The following is a 15,131-nucleotide window of genomic DNA, read 5'->3' as shown; positions in this document are numbered from 1 at the left end:
CTCCCTCAGGCCGGCCCACCGCCGGTTCAGTACTCGCCCCGCCGCCGATCCCGCCGCTCCCGCTGCCGCTCGCGCCGCTCCTCGTGACGTTCGCGCCGCTCCTCATGCAGATCCCGCCGCCACTCCCGATGCTCCTCCAGCATCCGGCGGTGATCGGCGAACCCCTCACCCAGCGGGTGCGCCCCCTTGCGGTCCAGCTTCCCCTGCCGCCGCTCCTCCTTGAGCCGCCGCCGCTCCTCCCGGGTCAGCTTCCGCTCGATCCCCACCCCACCCCAGAAGGCGAACCCGTTCACGATCAACCGAGGCGCCCCCGGCTCCCCCGGCACGCCTTCCTCGCTGTGGTCGAACCCACCCATGATCCCGATGCCACGCACCACGACCTCGACACCGGGCGGCACGATGATGTTCATCCCGCCCATGATGGCAACGCAGTTGATCTCGACCTCGCGGTCCGCGAAGTTCGCCTCGCGCAGATCGAGCTCCCCGCCGCCCCAGAAGGCGAAGCAGTTGAACACCTTCGGCACGGTCCAGCGCCCCTTGCGCTGGAACCCCGACATCACGGCGACCGCCCACGAGGAGGACCCCTCACCGCCGACGATCCGCCCGGCCCAGCTCCCGCTCGGCTCCGGCTCCTTGACCAGCGACACGGGAGGCGGCGGGGTCACCCCGGCGACCGGCAGATCACGGGTGATCGGCGTGAGTTCACCGTACGTCCGCGCCTTGTAGGTGGCCTCCAGCCGCTCCTCGAACTCCTCCATGTCGAGACGCCCCTCCGCGAGGGCGTCCCGCAGGACCTCGGCGACTCGTTCACGATCGGCGTCGGATGCGCGAAGCTCCGGGACTGCGGCGTCGTCGGTCATACAAGGCAGCCTACGAGTTCGCCTGCCGCGCGGCTACGAGACCGCTTTCTCGGCCTGATCCGGTGCCGATCCCGACGGGGGTTTGGGGGTGTCCCCCAATGAACGCAGCATCTTGGCGATCACGTCCTCGATGTCCGGCTCCCGCACCGACAGATCCGCCAGCGGGTACTCCGCCGCGATCCGCGCCACCAGCGCCGCCGCCGACTCCCCCGCGGGGAACGCCAGCCACTGCCGCGGCCCCTCCACCTTCACCACCCGGGCGGGCGCCGCGTCGATCGGCGCGGTCTCCCGCTCCAGGTCCACCACCAGGGTGCGTTCGCTCTCGCCCACCTCGTGCAGCCCGGCGAGCGCACCGTCGTACATGAGCCGCCCGTGGTCGATGACCATCACCCGCGAGCAGAGCTGCTCGATGTCCTGGAGGTCATGAGTGGTCAGCAGCACGGTGGTGCCCCGCTCGGCGTTCAACTCGCGCAGGAATCCCCGCACCTTGGCCTTGGAGATGACGTCAAGGCCGATCGTCGGTTCGTCCAGGTACAGCACCTCCGGGTCGTGCAGCAGCGCCGCCGCGATGTCACCGCGCATCCGCTGGCCGAGCGAGAGCTGCCTCACGGGTACGTCCAACAGATCGGCCAGTTCCAGGAGTTCGACACAGCGGTCGAGGTTCTCGCGGTAACGGGCGTCCGGGATGCGGTACATGCGGTGCATCAGCTTGTACGAGTCGATGAGCGGCAGGTCCCACCACAGCGTCGTTCGCTGCCCGAACACCACCCCGATACGGTGCGCGAGCCGCGTCCGCTCGCGGGAGGGGTCGATGCCCGCGACCCGCAGCCGCCCGCCGGACGGGGTCAGGATCCCCGTCAGCATCTTGATCGTCGTCGACTTCCCGGCGCCGTTCGGGCCGATGTAGCCGACCATCTCGCCGCGCGCCACCGTGAAGGAGATGCCGTCGACGGCCCGCACCTGCCGCCGCTCGCGCTTGAGGAAGCCGGTCTTCTTGCGTACGTCGAAGACCTTCTCGACGCGGTCCACTTCAATGAAGGCGTCCATCGTCACCCTGCCACCCACCTGCTAACTCCCCGTACTCCGATACGACCTGAGCCCGGCCCGCCATGCAAGACCGGACAGCGCGAGGCATGCCACCGCCACCAGGGGCGGGGCGAAGGCCACCCACTGCGGCAGCCCGACCGGCATCGGCCGCCCCAGCACATAGGCCGCGGGCAGCCAGGTGACGAAGGCCAGCGGCAGCAGGAAGGTCACCCCGCGCACCAGCTCCCGGCCGAAGACCGTCGGCGGGTACTGCAGCAGCGTCGCGCCGCCGTACGTGAACGCGTTCAGCACCTCGGACGCGTCCTGCGCCACGAACTGGAAGGCGGCGCCCGCCACGAACACCGCGCAGAAGATCCCCGCCCCGCTGAGCACCATCACCGGCATCAACAGCACCTTCAACGGCGTCCAGTCGATGTGGACGGCGGCCAGCGCATACCCGAGCACCAGCGCGCCCTGCATGATCCGCCCCAGCCGGCGCAGCGCGAACCGGTCGGCCGCGACCTGCGCCAGCACCGGCGCCGGACGTACCAACAGCGTGTCCAGCGTGCCGTCGCGCACCCGCTGCCCCAACCGCTCCATCGAGCCGATCGCCAGATCCGCGAACCCGAAGGCGACACTCGAAAGGCCGTACAGGAAGGCGACTTCGGGCAGCGGCCAGCCGCCCAGCACCTTCACCCGCGAGAACATCAGCAGGATCCCGACGAAGTCCAGCGCGGTCACCGCGAAGTTGGCGAACGTGGTCATCGCGAAGGACGCCCGGTACGCCATCGTGGAGCGGATCCACATCCCGCCGATCAGGCGGTAGGCCCGCAGCCCGTCCACCACCCGGCTCACCTCAGCCACCCTGAACGACCACCCTCCGCGTCGCCACCGACTGCAGCAGCCGCCCGGCCCCCAGCAGCACCACAGCCCACGCCCCCTGGAAGGCGAACGTCCCCCACGGATCGGCCTCCCCGAGCAGCACGTCCGCCGGCTTCTGCAGCAGCGCCGACCACGGCAACTCCCGTACGACCTCGCCGAGCGCGCCCGGGAACACGTTGAGCGGCAGCACCATCCCCGAGCAGAAGAACCCGGCGAGCATGGCCATGTGCGTCACACCCGTGCCGTCCATCAACCAGAACGTCAACAGCGCGATCAAGTACCGGATACCGAATCCGACCGCCATGGCCAGCAGCAGGGTCACCAGGAACGCACCCCAGGTCGCCAGGTCCGCCGGCAGCGCCACCGGAAAGACCAGCGCACCGAACACGAACGGGATCACTCCCCGTCCGAGCAGTTGGAACAGCGCACGCCCCACGTCGGCCGCCAGCCACCACAGTTGAAGATCGGCGGGCCGGTACAGGTCGGTCGCGACATCACCCGTCCGGATCCGTTCCATCAACTCGCCCTCGACCCCGCCGCCCCCGATCGCCAGCGTCGCCAACAGCGCCTGCCCGACCCACACATAGGTGACGGCCTGCGCCTGGTCGTACCCTCCGAGGTGCGGTTTCTCGTCCCACAGCGCCAGATACGTGTAGACGAGGATCAGACCGAAGACGGTGTTGGTGAACACCCCGGCCGCAGTGGCCGCCCGATACGTCGCGTAACGTCTGAAACCGCCCGCTACGACGGCCGCGTACAACCGTCCCGAGCCCACGTCAGTCAACCTCCCGGACCGCCCGACACCGAAGCGCAGGAGCCTAGTCCGCTGGTAGTGACGTACGCCACGCATTTTCCCGAGGGGACGCGTGCCGTGATCCGGGAACGGAACGCATGGTGCGAGAGTCTTCAAGAGGGGGCGCAGATGGCGTACGAGGGCGTACGGGAACGTACGACGCGAAACAGGAGTCCGTGCACGAGATGAGCGACGAGCCGCAGCCGCAGCAGCCGAACCAGGGCTGGGCACAGAGAGGGCCGCAGGGCGCTGCCGAGCCGGGCGCTGCCGTGCCGGGCGGCGGGAAGCCGAAGCGGCCCAGGCGCACCGGCTGGCGCCGGCTCGTCCCGACCTGGCGGATGGTCCTCGGCACCTTCGTCATCGGCACACTGCTGCTGATCGGCCTGTTCTTCCTCGGCTACTCACTGGTGAAGATCCCGCCGGCCAACGCCCTCGCCACCAAGCAGGCCAACGTCTACCTCTACGCGGACGGCTCCCAGATCGCCCGCGACGGTGACATCAACCGGGAGAACGTGACGCTCGCCCAGGTCTCCAAGGACGCCCAGCACGCCGTCCTGGCCGCCGAGGACCGCGACTTCTACTCCGAGTCCGCCATCGACCCCAAGGCGATGCTGCGCGCCGCCTGGAACACCGCCACCGGCAAGGGCAAGCAGTCCGGCTCGACGATCACCCAGCAGTACGTGAAGAACTACTACCTCGCGCAGGAGCAGACCCTCACCCGCAAGGCCAGGGAGTTCTTCATCTCGATCAAGCTGGACCGGGAACAGCCCAAGGACAAGATCCTCGAGGGCTACCTCAACACCAGTTACTTCGGCCGCAACGCCTACGGCATCCAGGCCGCCGCCCAGGCCTACTACGGCCAGAACGCCACCAACCTCGACCCGGCCCACGCCGCCTACCTCGCCGCGCTCGTCAACGCCCCCAGCGAGTACGACGTGATCGCGCACCCCGAGAACAAGGCGGCCGCCGTGGCCCGCTGGAACTACGTCCTGGACGGCATGGTCAAGAAGGGCTGGCTGGGCGAGACCGAGCGGGCCGGCCTGAAGTTCCCGATGCCGAAGGAGCAGACCGTCTCCACCGGCATGTCCGGACAGCGCGGCTACATCGTCACCGCGATCAGGGACTACCTCACCAAGAACAAGATCGTCACCACGGACGACCTCGAGGCCGGCGGCTACCGCATCACCACGACCCTGCAGAAGAGCAAGCAGAACGCCTTCGTGAAGGCCGTCAACGACAAGTTGATCTCCAAGCTCGACAAGAAGAACAACAAGGCCGACAACTACGTCCGCGCGGGCGGCGCCTCCGTGGACCCGAAGACCGGCAAGGTCGTCGCGATGTACGGCGGCATCGACTACGTCAAGCAGTACACCAACGGCGCGACCCGCGGCGACTTCCAGGTCGGCTCCACCTTCAAGCCCTTCGTCTTCACCGCGGCCGTCCAGAACCACTCCACGACGCAGGACGGCGAGACCATCACGCCCAACACCTACTACAACGGCACCAACAAGCGACCCGTGCAGGGCTGGAGCGGCGGCAGCTACGCACCGGAGAACGAGGACGAGGTGTCGTACGGCGACATCACCGTGCGCACCGCCACCGACAAGTCCGTCAACTCGGTGTACGCGCAGATGGCCGTGGACGTGGGCCCCGACAAGGTGAAGGACACGGCGGTCGCACTCGGCATCCCCTCCGACACCCCCGACCTGACCGCGACGCCCTCCATCGCGCTCGGCGTGAACACCGCCAGCGTCCTCGACATGGCCGAGGCCTATGCGACGCTCGCCAACCACGGAGAGCACGGCACGTACACGATGATCGACTCGATCACCAAGGACGGCAAGGACGTCGTGGAGCTGCCGAAGCACACCACCACGAAGGCCGTCAGCCGCGAGGCCGCCGACACCACCACCTCCATCCTGCAGAGCGTCGTCGACAACGGCACGGCGACCGCGGCCCAGGATGCGGGCCGCCCCGCCGCCGCCAAGACCGGCACCGCGGAGGAGGACACGGCAGCCTGGTTCGCCGGCTACACACCCGATCTCGCGACCGTCGTCTCCGTCATGGGCCAGGACCCGGTCACGGCCGCCCACAAGTCGCTGTACGGCGCGCTGGGCCTGCCCCGCGTCAACGGCGGCGGCCCGCCCGGAGACATCTGGGCGCAATACACGAAGGACGCCCTGAAGGGGAAGCCGGCCACGGACTTCGACCTCCAGCTCCAGGAGGGCGCCGAGGAGACGGAGCCGCCCGCCACCACCGAGCCCCCGCAGCAGCCGGGCACGGGCGGCACCACCGGCCCCACGCCCACGAACGGCCAGAACAACCAGGGGCAGACCCAGGGCCAGAACAACGGCGGCACCACCAACGGCGGGACCAACACCACCGGCAACACCACGAACGGCGGCACCACGGGCGGCAACACCAACGGGGGCCCGACCGACGGCGGAAACACCACGACCGGCGGCAACACGAACGGCGGCACGACGGACGGCGGGACCACGGCGGGCACGGACGCCGGGGGCACGACCGACGGCGACACCACGGCCGGCACCGACGTGGGCACGTCGGCGGGCACAGGCGGACCTCCGACCTGACACGACGAAGAGGGCTGGTGACGACGGTCACCAGCCCTCTTCGGCCGCTGGACGGCTCCTACAGATACAGGCCCGTCGTGTCCTCGGACCCCTCGAACCGGTCCGCGGCCACGGCATGCAGGTCACGCTCGCGCATGAGCACGTAGGCGACGCCCCGGACCTCCACCTCGGCCCGGTCCTCCGGGTCGTACAGGACCCGGTCGCCCGGCTCCACGGTCCGTACGTTCTGGCCCACCGCTACGACCTCGGCCCAGGCCAGCCGACGCCCGACCGCCGCCGTGGCGGGGATCAGGATCCCCCCGCCGGAGCGGCGCTCACCCTCACCGGTCTCCTGCCGCACGAGGACTCGGTCGTGCAGCATCCGGATGGGAAGCTTGTCGTGCTGGGTGCTGTGCTCGTTTCTCTTGGCGCTCACGCCTTGAACCTACCTGCCTTTGCCCCGTCCGTACGCCGCCGGGTCGGCGCTTGCTCAGCCCCTGCGCCGCCGGGTCCCGAGCGCAAGAAGCCCGACCAGTCCCACCGCGACGACCGCGACCGGCACGATCCGCTCCAGCCGGGGCGCGCCCTCCTCGTCCACGAACTGCGCCTTCACATCGCTCACGACCCTGTTGACCCCGACATAGGCCCGCCCGAGGGTCTGGTCGATGTTCGACACGACCTTGGCCTTGGCGTCGCCGACGATCGTCTTCGGATGCACCCGCACCCCGATCTCGTCGAGCGTCTCGGCCAGCACTTCGCGGCGGCGCCTGATGTCCGCCTCGATCTGCGCCGGGGTTCTGGTGTCCGACGTGTCCGCCACCGTGGGGCCTCCGAAGTCGCCTGGTGCCTGCCTGCTGCTACTTGTTCAGGACAGTCTGTCAGTTCCGCCCGCCCCTGCACCGTCAGGACCCCCGGTTACGCTGGTTCGATGAGCGAGCGACTCCAGCCGGGGGACGTGGCCCCCGACTTCACCCTCCCCGACGCCGACGGCAACGACGTGTCCCTCTCGGCCCACAAGGGCCGCAAGGTCATCGTCTACTTCTACCCGGCGGCCCTGACGCCCGGCTGCACCAAGCAGGCCTGCGACTTCACCGACAACCTGGAACTGCTGGCCGGCGCCGGCTACGACGTCATCGGCATCTCCCCGGACAAGCCGGAGAAGCTGGCGAAGTTCCGCGAGAAGGAGTCCCTGAAGATCACGCTGGCGGCCGACCCGGAGAAGACGGTCACCGAGGCCTACGGCGCGTACGGCGAGAAGAAGAACTACGGCAAGACCTACATGGGCGTCATCCGCTCCACGGTGATCGTGGACGAGGAGGGCAAGGTCGAGCGGGCGCTGTACAACGTCCGCGCGACGGGGCACGTAGCCAAGATCATCAGGGATCTGGGGATCTGAGGTCCGTTTCTGCCGTTGGGCGGCTCGCACTGGGACACCCCGGTGCGAGCCGCTTTACGTTTCGGGCGTGACTGTCCGATAGCGGCGGCGTGCAGTACACCCGGGAACGGCTGACAGAAGCCGCCGCCCGGTGTGCGGACATCGACGAGGTCATCGCGTTCTTCGGCACCCGGCCATACGGCCAACTGCGCCGTCATCTCTTCCGGCGCTTCGACCACTTCGGAATCGACGTCTCGCACATGCCCCGCCAGAGGCGGGCGAGCGGAGTGCCCGCCAGACCAGCCGCCGACGAGTTGCGCCGAGCGGTCGCAGGAGCGACTCCATCGCCGATACGGCGCGTGCTCTCGGGATGGAGCCGTACAACAGCAGGTTGCGCGCTCAGCTCCGATGCTGGGTGACCGAGGACGGTCTCGACACCGCCCATTTCCTTGGGCAGGCCCATCAACGCGGCGGGCCAGGCACACTCCGCTCAGGCGCGCCGAGGACATCCTGATCCAGCACGACGGCCAGCACCGGACCAGGACCCATCTGCTCCGCCGGGCGCTTTTGGAGGTGGGCCCAGCCGAGGAGTGTGCCGAGTGCGGAACAGGCCCCGAGTGGCTCGGGAAGCCCATGACGTTGGAGGTCGATCACGTCAATGGGGACTGGGGTGACGACCGGCGCGAAAACCTGCGGTTGCTCTGCCCCCATTGCCATGCGATCACCAACACCTGGTGCCGAGGTGGCCGTAGAGCCGCCTAGGCCCTCGACCACGAAGCCGCCTCGCCGGGTAGCATGAGCGCGCAAGCGGCCGTGGCGGAATTGGCCTACGCGCAACACTTAGGATGTTGTGGGAGAAATCCCTTGAGGGTTCGAGTCCCTCCGGCCGCACACTTTTGATTCGAAGGTCCACCTGAACGCAGGGGGGCCTTCATCACCGTCAGCCCAACAGCTCTCGCACCACCGGCACGAGTGCCCGAAACGCCTTCCCCCGATGGCTGATCGCGTTCTTCTCCTCCGGCGTCAGCTCCGCGCACGTTCGTGACTCGCCCTCCGGCTGGAGGATCGGGTCGTAGCCGAAGCCGTTCGTGCCGACCGGGGTGTGCCGCAGCACGCCCCGCAGCTGCCCCTCGACCACGCGCTCCGTCCCGTCCGGCAGTGCCAGTGCCGCCGCGCAGGCGAAGTGGGCGCCCCGGTGTTCGTCCGCGATGTCCGAGAGCTGGGCCAGCAGCAGGTCCAGGTTGGCCCTGTCGTCGCCGTGCTTGCCGGCCCAGCGGGCCGAGAAGATGCCCGGGGCGCCGTTCAGGACGTCGACGCAGAGGCCCGAGTCGTCGGCCACGGCGGGCAGGCCCGTCGCCTGTGCCAGGGCGTGGGCCTTGAGCAGGGCGTTCTCGGCGAACGTCACGCCCGTTTCCTTGACGTCGGGGACGTCGGGGTAGGCCTCCGCGCCGACCAGGTCGTGGCTGAGGCCTGCGTCGGCGAGGATCGCCCTCAGTTCGGTGATCTTTCCGGCGTTGCGGGTGGCGAGGATCAAGCGCGTCATGCCGAACAGTATTCCGGCTCCCACGCCGCCTCGGCCCACCCGTCACGGCATCAGGACGACGTGCAGACCTTCGTGAGTTCGCCCGCCGCATCCGTGACGGGGCTGACGTCCGGGGTCTTGTCGCCGTTCTTGATCGCCGTACGGACGTTGCTCACGGCCTTGTTCAGGTCGTCGACGGCCTTGTTGACGTCGGCGTTGTCGGTCTTGTCGCCGATCTTGTCGAGGTTCTTGTCTATGGAGGCGAGCGACTCGTCGAGCTGGGTCGGGTCGTTCGAGGCGTTCTCCACGGCCTGCTGGAGGTTGGTGACGCTGTCCGCGATGGTGTCGGCGGTCTGGACGCAGTCCAGGGCCTTGTCGACGGCGTCGCAGCCGGTGGTGAGGCCCGCGGTCAGCACTGTGGCTGCCAGCGCTGCGATGGTGACGGTGATGCGGCGGCCTCGGCTCGCGGCCATGACTGTGGTCCCTCCGTGTCCAGGCCCGTGGGCCCCCCGTACTGGTCGGGCGCACGGTGGTGTGCCGTGCGCCCGCATTCGTAGGGACGCCGGGACGGGCGTCGGGGTTGCCTCGGGCCGCCGTTCCGCTTGGTGCGTCCTTTACTTTTCGAGGACCGTATCAAGTGCCTTGCGCTGGAGGACAGCGAGTTCCGAGCAGCCGGAAACCGCCAGGTCCAGAAGGGAGTTGAGCTCCTCGCGGGCGAACGGCTCGGCCTCCGCGGTGCCCTGGACCTCGACGAAGCGGCCGTCGCCGGTGCAGACGACGTTCATGTCGGTGTCGGCCCGCACGTCCTCCTTGTAGCAGAGGTCGAGGAGCGGGATGCCGCCGACGATGCCGACCGAGACCGCGGAGACGGTGCCGGTGAGCGGCTGGCGGCCGGCCTTGATCAGCTTCTTGCCCTGGGCCCAGGCGACCGCGTCGGCGAGGGCGACGTATGCGCCGGTGATCGCGGCCGTGCGCGTGCCGCCGTCGGCCTGGAGGACGTCGCAGTCGAGGACGATGGTGTTCTCGCCGAGTGCCTTGTAGTCGATGACCGCGCGCAGGGAGCGGCCGATGAGGCGGCTGATCTCGTGGGTGCGGCCGCCGATCTTGCCGCGTACGGACTCGCGGTCGCCGCGGGTGTTGGTGGCGCGGGGCAGCATGGAGTACTCGGCGGTGACCCAGCCCTCGCCGCTGCCCTTGCGCCAGCGGGGGACGCTTTCGGTGACGGAGGCGGTGCAGAAGACCTTGGTGTCGCCGAAGGCGATGAGGACGGAGCCCTCGGCGTGCTTGCTCCAGCCGCGTTCGATGGTGATCGGGCGGAGTTGTTCGGGGGTGCGGCCGTCGATTCGAGACATGGCGATGAGCCTAGCCGTACGAGCGGAAAGGGCCCCTCCCGCGGTGGGAAGGGGCCCCAACGAGTGAGTGCCGGCCGGGGTGGCCGTGGCTCATCTCACGTCGGTTCACATCATGTCTTCGATCTCCGCGGCGATGGGGTCGGCGTCGGTGCCGATGACGACCTGGATCGCGGTGCCCATCTTGACGACGCCATGGGCGCCGGCGGCCTTCAGGGCGGTCTCGTCGACCAGTGAGGCGTCGCTGACCTCGGTGCGCAGCCGAGTGATGCAGCCCTCGATCTCCTCGATGTTGTCGATGCCGCCGAGCCCGGCAACGATCTTCTCAGCCTTGCTGGCCATGTCAGTCTCCTCACGCGCGGTGTGGCTGTCGGTCGCCCGTAGCTGGTCTACACCACCGGGGAGGTGGTCGCCAACCCGGGACCGCGTCCGGCCGCCGAGGGCTGACAGGGCACCAGAAAACAGCGGGTTCCTTATCCGGCCTTCACCGTGCTACAACAGGTCTACACCACAGGTCTAAACCACTGAGTGTTCCACAATGGTTCAGACCAGCGCTGCCGCCGTCCTCTTCCCTGTCCCCGGGCGGCGCTCTGCCCCCTGGAGGAAGTTGTGACCACGGCCAGCGCCGCTCCCGCGGCCGAGAAGAAGAAGGGCCCCGGCGCGATGGCTGTGCTGCAGCGTATCGGCCGCAGCCTGATGCTGCCGGTGGCCGTTCTGCCCGCCGCCGCCCTTCTGGTGCGGCTGGGCAACACGGACATGCTGGGACGCCCGTCCTTCCCCACGTTCCTCACGAAGATCGCGGGGTTCATGGCGGCGGGCGGCAACGCGATCCTCGACAACATGGCGCTGCTGTTCGCGGTGGGCATCGCGATCGGCTTCGCCAAGAAGTCGGACGGCTCGACGGCGCTGGCCGCGGTCGTCGGCTACCTGGTCTTCAAGAACGTGCTGGGCACATTCACGGACAAGAACCTGCCGAAGGTGGCGACGGCCGTCGACGGCAAGGTCGTCATGGTGAACGCGCCGGTCGACGCCAAGGTGCTCGGCGGTGTGGTGATGGGTCTCGTGGTCGCGCTGCTCTACCAGCGCTTCTACCGCACCAAGCTGCCGGACTGGGCGGGCTTCTTCGGCGGCCGGCGCCTGGTTCCGATCCTGTCGGCCTTCGCGGGCCTGGTCATCGGCATCGTCTTCGGCTACATCTGGCCGGTCCTCGGCACGGGTCTGCACAACTTCGGCGAGTGGCTGGTCAAGTCGGGCGCGGTCGGCGCGGGCATCTTCGGTGTGGCCAACCGTGCGCTGATCCCGATCGGCATGCACCACCTGCTGAACTCCTTCCCGTGGTTCCAGGCGGGCGACTACCACGGCAAGAGCGGTGACATCGCGCGCTTCCTGGCGGGCGACCCGAGCGCGGGCCAGTTCATGACCGGCTTCTTCCCGATCATGATGTTCGGTCTGCCCGCGGCCTGTCTCGCGATCGTGCACTGCGCCCGTCCGGAGCGCCGCAAGGTGGTCGGCGGCATGATGTTCTCGATCGCGCTGACGTCCTTCGTGACGGGTGTGACGGAGCCCATCGAGTTCACGTTCATGTTCATCGCGCCGGTCCTGTACGCCATCCACGCGGTCCTCACCGGTGTCTCCCTGGCGCTGACCTGGGCGCTCGGCATGAAGGACGGCTTCGGCTTCTCGGCGGGCGTGGTGGACTTCGGCCTGAACCTGGGCATCGCGACCAACCCGTGGGGTCTGATGCTCGTGGGCCTGTGCTTCGGTGTCCTCTACTACGTGATCTTCCGCTTCGCGATCATCAAGTTCAACCTGCCGACGCCGGGCCGCGAGTCCGACGAGGAACTGGCGGAACTGCAGAAGGCGGAGGCCAAGTAGCCTCACGCACGGCGCACGAAGGCTCCCGGAACCCCTGGTTCCGGGAGCCTTCCGCATGTTCGCTGCGCTGGATCTCGTGGCCCTCAGATCTCGTACGTCTGCCTCGGCGCCGCCAGGGCCACCGGGCCGTCGAAGACCGCCTGGGCGTCGGCCAGGTTGACCTGCGGGTCGGTCCACGGCGGGATGTGGGTCAGGACCAGGCGCCGGGCGCCCGCCCGGGCCGCCGTCTCGCCCGCCTCGCGGCCGTTGAGGTGCAGGTCCGGGATGCTCTCCTTGCCGTGTGTGAAGGCGGCCTCGCACAGGAACAGGTCGGTGTCGCGGGCGAGTTCGTCCAGGACGGTGGTGGTGCCCGTGTCGCCGGAGTACGTCAGGGACTTCCCGCCGTGCTCGATGCGGATGCCGTACGCCTCCACGGGATGGGCCACGCGTTCCGTGTGCACCGTGAACGGGCCGATCTCGAACGTGGACGGCTTGACCGTGTGGAAGTCGAAGACCTCGCTCATGGAGGAGGCGGTGGGGGTGTCAGCGTAGGCGGTGGTCAGCCGGTGTTCCGTTCCCTCGGGTCCGTAGACGGGAATCGGGTCGCAGCGGCCGCCGTCGTGCCGGTAGTAGCGCGCCACGAAGTAGGCGCACATGTCGATGCAGTGGTCGGCGTGCAGATGGCTGAGGAAGATCGCGTCGAGGTCGTAGAGACCGCAGTGGCGCTGCAGCTCGCCAAGGGCACCGTTGCCCATGTCGAGAAGCAGCCGGAAGCCGTCGGCCTCTACGAGGTAGCTCGAGCAGGCCGATTCCGCGGACGGGAACGACCCCGAGCAACCGACGACGGTGAGCTTCATGAAGCAGAAACCTCCGCTGGCGGGAACTTTTCCGGGAAGGAGAACGGGGGTCGTGCGGTCCGTCGAGCGTAAGGCGCAAAACGTCCGGTCGCTCCTCAGGCAGGGGCTGTTGTGGGCGAACTCACCTGTGGTGTCACCGGTTCGGCTGGAAGCGGGGCGGGTGAGGCGTGAGAGGGCGAGCACGGGTTGCACAGAGGGCGCGCGGCGCTGATCGTGCGCCGGTAACGTCTTCGTATGGACACGTCATGGTGGCTCGCGCTCGCGGCGGTGATACTGCTCGCGCTGGTCGCCACGCTCGTCGACGGCTGGGGGCGGGGGCGGCGGCCCTCGGGGCGCCGGACGCGGCCGCCGGGCCGGCCGGGCGTGCGGGGTGGCGGGCGGCCCAGACCCGCGGAGATCTGGTGGGCGAACGTTCCGTACGAGGACCGGCCGGGCAACAAGGACCGGCCCTGTCTGGTGCTGGTGGTGCACGGGGAGCGGGCGGTCGTCGCGAAGATCACCAGCAAGTACCACGACGAGCGGGCCGGGGTGATCCCGTTGCCGCCGGGGGCCGTCGGTGATGCGCAGGGGCGCGCGAGCTTCCTGGAGACGGACGAGCTGCGCGAGGTGCCGGTGTGGGAGTTCCGTCGGCGGGTGGGTGTGGTGGACCCGGTCCTGTGGGACCAGGTCCGACACCTGGCTACATGAGTCCTGCGCCATGAGCCGGGGGGCTCACGAAGGCCTAGAGGACTAGGCCCAGAGCTGACCCTGCAGCGTCTCGATGGCTTCCTCCGTCGTGGCCGCCGTGTAGACGCCCGTCGACAGGTACTTCCAGCCGCCGTCGGCCACGACGAACACGATGTCCGCGCTCTCGCCGGCCTTGAGGGCCTTGTTGCCGACGCCGATCGCCGCGTGCAGGGCCGCGCCGGTGGAGACGCCCGCGAAGATGCCCTCCTGCTGGAGGAGTTCACGGGTGCGGGTGACGGCGTCCGCCGAGCCGACGGAGAAGCGGGTCGTCAGCACGGAGGCGTCGTAGAGCTCCGGCACGAAGCCCTCGTCGAGGTTCCTGAGCCCGTACACCAGGTCGTCGTAGCGCGGTTCGGCAGCGACGATCTTCACGTCCGGCTTGTTCTCGCGCAGGAAGCGGCCGACACCCATCAGCGTCCCCGTCGTCCCGAGGCCCGCCACGAAGTGGGTGACCGAGGGGAGGTCGGCGAGGATCTCGGGGCCGGTCGTCGCGTAGTGGGCGCCCGCGTTGTCCGGGTTGCCGTACTGGTAGAGCATCACCCAGTCCGGGTGCTCGGCCGAGAGTTCCTTGGCCACCCGCACCGCGGTGTTGGAGCCGCCCGCCGCCGGGGAGGAGATGATCTCCGCGCCCCACATGCCGAGCAGGTCGCGGCGCTCCTGCGAGGTGTTCTCGGGCATCACGCACACCATGCGGTAGCCCTTGAGCTTCGCGGCCATGGCGAGCGAGATGCCGGTGTTGCCGCTCGTCGGCTCCAGGATGGTGCAGCCCGGGGTCAGACGGCCGTCCTTCTCCGCCTGTTCGATCATGTGCAGGGCCGGGCGGTCCTTGACCGAGCCGGTGGGGTTGCGGTCCTCCAGCTTGGCCCAGATGCGGACGTCCTCGGACGGCGACAACCGCGGCAGGCGCACCAGGGGGGTGTTGCCCACCGCGGCCAGCGGGGAGTCGTAGCGCATACGGATCAGGCCATGCCGCCGGCCACGGCCGGCAGGATCGTGACGTTGTCGCCGTCGGCGACCTTGGTGTTGATGCCCTCGAGGAAGCGGACGTCCTCGTCGTTCAGATAGACGTTGACGAAGCGGCGCAGCTCGCCGTTGTCCACGATGCGGGCCTGGATGCCCGCATGCCTGGTCTCGAGGTCGGCGAAGAGCTCGGCGAGGGTGTCCCCGTTGCCCTCCACCGCCTTCTCGCCGGCGGTGTAGGTGCGAAGGATGGTGGGGATGCGGACCTCGATGGCCATGGCTCAGGGCTCCTGTCGGGAGTAGTCAGTCGGTGGGCGCGCGGCAGCGCAGTGGAGCTTGTGGTGCACAAGGCGC

Annotated in this window: 17 protein-coding genes, 1 tRNA gene and 1 pseudogene; 6 read left to right on the top strand and 13 right to left on the bottom strand. The window is 69.0% G+C overall.

Annotated elements, in window-relative coordinates:
• Window positions 1-26 precede the first annotated feature (26 nt).
• The 4 genes from ACIBW9_RS00565 to ACIBW9_RS00550 are packed head-to-tail and all read right to left on the bottom strand — an operon-like array spanning window position 27 to window position 3,543.
• Window positions 27-860, bottom strand: coding sequence for a DUF1707 domain-containing protein (locus tag ACIBW9_RS00565; RefSeq protein WP_398949750.1), 834 nt, complete (start codon window positions 858-860; stop codon window positions 27-29).
• 33 nt (window positions 861-893) lie between these two features.
• On the bottom strand, window positions 894-1,907 hold the full coding sequence (locus ACIBW9_RS00560) for an ATP-binding cassette domain-containing protein (RefSeq protein ID WP_398952024.1): 1,014 nt from the start codon (window positions 1,905-1,907) through the stop codon (window positions 894-896).
• 21 nt (window positions 1,908-1,928) lie between these two features.
• Window positions 1,929-2,693 (bottom strand): ABC transporter permease, encoded by a 765-nt coding sequence (locus ACIBW9_RS00555; protein ID WP_398952021.1) that lies wholly within the window; start codon window positions 2,691-2,693, stop codon window positions 1,929-1,931.
• Window positions 2,694-2,742: 49 nt separating this feature from the next.
• The gene (locus ACIBW9_RS00550; protein ID WP_398949748.1) at window positions 2,743-3,543 is read right to left on the bottom strand and encodes an ABC transporter permease; all 801 of its coding nucleotides are present in this window, start codon (window positions 3,541-3,543) and stop codon (window positions 2,743-2,745) included.
• Window positions 3,544-3,746: 203 nt separating this feature from the next.
• Here ACIBW9_RS00550 and ACIBW9_RS00545 point away from each other — a divergent pair, with 203 nt between their 5' ends.
• Window positions 3,747-6,155, top strand: coding sequence for a transglycosylase domain-containing protein (locus tag ACIBW9_RS00545; RefSeq protein WP_398949746.1), 2,409 nt, complete (start codon window positions 3,747-3,749; stop codon window positions 6,153-6,155).
• A gap of 58 nt (window positions 6,156-6,213) precedes the next feature.
• Here the strand turns inward: ACIBW9_RS00545 and ACIBW9_RS00540 are convergent, their stop codons facing one another.
• Together ACIBW9_RS00540 and ACIBW9_RS00535 are read right to left on the bottom strand one after the other, a co-directional pair.
• Window positions 6,214-6,570, bottom strand: coding sequence for a co-chaperone GroES (locus tag ACIBW9_RS00540; protein WP_266955698.1), 357 nt, complete (start codon window positions 6,568-6,570; stop codon window positions 6,214-6,216).
• Window positions 6,571-6,624: 54 nt separating this feature from the next.
• A complete protein-coding gene (locus ACIBW9_RS00535; RefSeq protein WP_390699771.1) occupies window positions 6,625-6,954 on the bottom strand; it encodes a DUF3618 domain-containing protein in 330 nt (109 codons plus the stop codon).
• A 108-nt stretch (window positions 6,955-7,062) separates the two neighbouring features.
• Here ACIBW9_RS00535 and bcp point away from each other — a divergent pair, with 108 nt between their 5' ends.
• From bcp to ACIBW9_RS00520, 3 genes and pseudogenes are all read left to right on the top strand, one after another.
• The gene (bcp, locus tag ACIBW9_RS00530) at window positions 7,063-7,530 is read left to right on the top strand and encodes a thioredoxin-dependent thiol peroxidase (protein WP_398949743.1); all 468 of its coding nucleotides are present in this window, start codon (window positions 7,063-7,065) and stop codon (window positions 7,528-7,530) included.
• Between the two features lie 89 nt (window positions 7,531-7,619).
• Window positions 7,620-8,271, top strand: a pseudogene (locus ACIBW9_RS00525) (HNH endonuclease).
• A gap of 45 nt (window positions 8,272-8,316) precedes the next feature.
• Window positions 8,317-8,400, top strand: a tRNA-Leu gene (locus tag ACIBW9_RS00520).
• 49 nt (window positions 8,401-8,449) lie between these two features.
• On the opposite strand, the gene rdgB is transcribed toward ACIBW9_RS00520, so the two are convergent.
• From rdgB to ACIBW9_RS00500, 4 genes are all read right to left on the bottom strand, one after another.
• Window positions 8,450-9,052 carry an RdgB/HAM1 family non-canonical purine NTP pyrophosphatase gene (rdgB, locus tag ACIBW9_RS00515; protein ID WP_398949741.1) on the bottom strand — a complete coding sequence of 201 codons (603 nt, stop codon included), beginning with the start codon at window positions 9,050-9,052 and terminating at the stop codon, window positions 8,450-8,452.
• A gap of 50 nt (window positions 9,053-9,102) precedes the next feature.
• On the bottom strand, window positions 9,103-9,504 hold the full coding sequence (locus ACIBW9_RS00510) for a hypothetical protein (RefSeq protein ID WP_398949739.1): 402 nt from the start codon (window positions 9,502-9,504) through the stop codon (window positions 9,103-9,105).
• 141 nt (window positions 9,505-9,645) lie between these two features.
• Window positions 9,646-10,383 carry a ribonuclease PH gene (rph, locus tag ACIBW9_RS00505; RefSeq protein WP_398949737.1) on the bottom strand — a complete coding sequence of 246 codons (738 nt, stop codon included), beginning with the start codon at window positions 10,381-10,383 and terminating at the stop codon, window positions 9,646-9,648.
• A 105-nt stretch (window positions 10,384-10,488) separates the two neighbouring features.
• Window positions 10,489-10,830 carry a glucose PTS transporter subunit EIIB gene (locus tag ACIBW9_RS00500; RefSeq protein ID WP_398952019.1) on the bottom strand — a complete coding sequence of 114 codons (342 nt, stop codon included), beginning with the start codon at window positions 10,828-10,830 and terminating at the stop codon, window positions 10,489-10,491.
• A 159-nt stretch (window positions 10,831-10,989) separates the two neighbouring features.
• On the opposite strand from ACIBW9_RS00500, the gene ACIBW9_RS00495 reads away from it, so the two are divergent.
• Window positions 10,990-12,255 (top strand): PTS transporter subunit EIIC, encoded by a 1,266-nt coding sequence (locus ACIBW9_RS00495; protein WP_398949735.1) that lies wholly within the window; start codon window positions 10,990-10,992, stop codon window positions 12,253-12,255.
• An 83-nt stretch (window positions 12,256-12,338) separates the two neighbouring features.
• Here the strand turns inward: ACIBW9_RS00495 and ACIBW9_RS00490 are convergent, their stop codons facing one another.
• Window positions 12,339-13,091 carry an MBL fold metallo-hydrolase gene (locus tag ACIBW9_RS00490; protein WP_398949733.1) on the bottom strand — a complete coding sequence of 251 codons (753 nt, stop codon included), beginning with the start codon at window positions 13,089-13,091 and terminating at the stop codon, window positions 12,339-12,341.
• A 234-nt stretch (window positions 13,092-13,325) separates the two neighbouring features.
• On the opposite strand from ACIBW9_RS00490, the gene ACIBW9_RS00485 reads away from it, so the two are divergent.
• Window positions 13,326-13,778, top strand: coding sequence for a type II toxin-antitoxin system PemK/MazF family toxin (locus tag ACIBW9_RS00485; protein WP_344402861.1), 453 nt, complete (start codon window positions 13,326-13,328; stop codon window positions 13,776-13,778).
• 42 nt (window positions 13,779-13,820) lie between these two features.
• Here ACIBW9_RS00485 and ACIBW9_RS00480 read toward each other — a convergent pair whose 3' ends face one another.
• Window positions 13,821-14,771 carry a cysteine synthase gene (locus ACIBW9_RS00480; protein ID WP_115907919.1) on the bottom strand — a complete coding sequence of 317 codons (951 nt, stop codon included), beginning with the start codon at window positions 14,769-14,771 and terminating at the stop codon, window positions 13,821-13,823.
• A 5-nt stretch (window positions 14,772-14,776) separates the two neighbouring features.
• Complete coding sequence (locus tag ACIBW9_RS00475; protein ID WP_115907918.1) at window positions 14,777-15,055, bottom strand: MoaD/ThiS family protein; 279 nt, start codon at window positions 15,053-15,055, stop codon at window positions 14,777-14,779.
• Between the last annotated feature and the right edge of the window lie 76 nt (window positions 15,056-15,131).

It is taken from the genome of Streptomyces sp. NPDC049541 (assembly GCF_044465725.1).
GTDB lineage: Bacteria > Actinomycetota > Actinomycetes > Streptomycetales > Streptomycetaceae > Streptomyces.
Note: the sequence above shows the minus strand (reverse complement) of the source record. Positions and strands in the feature narration are given on the sequence as shown.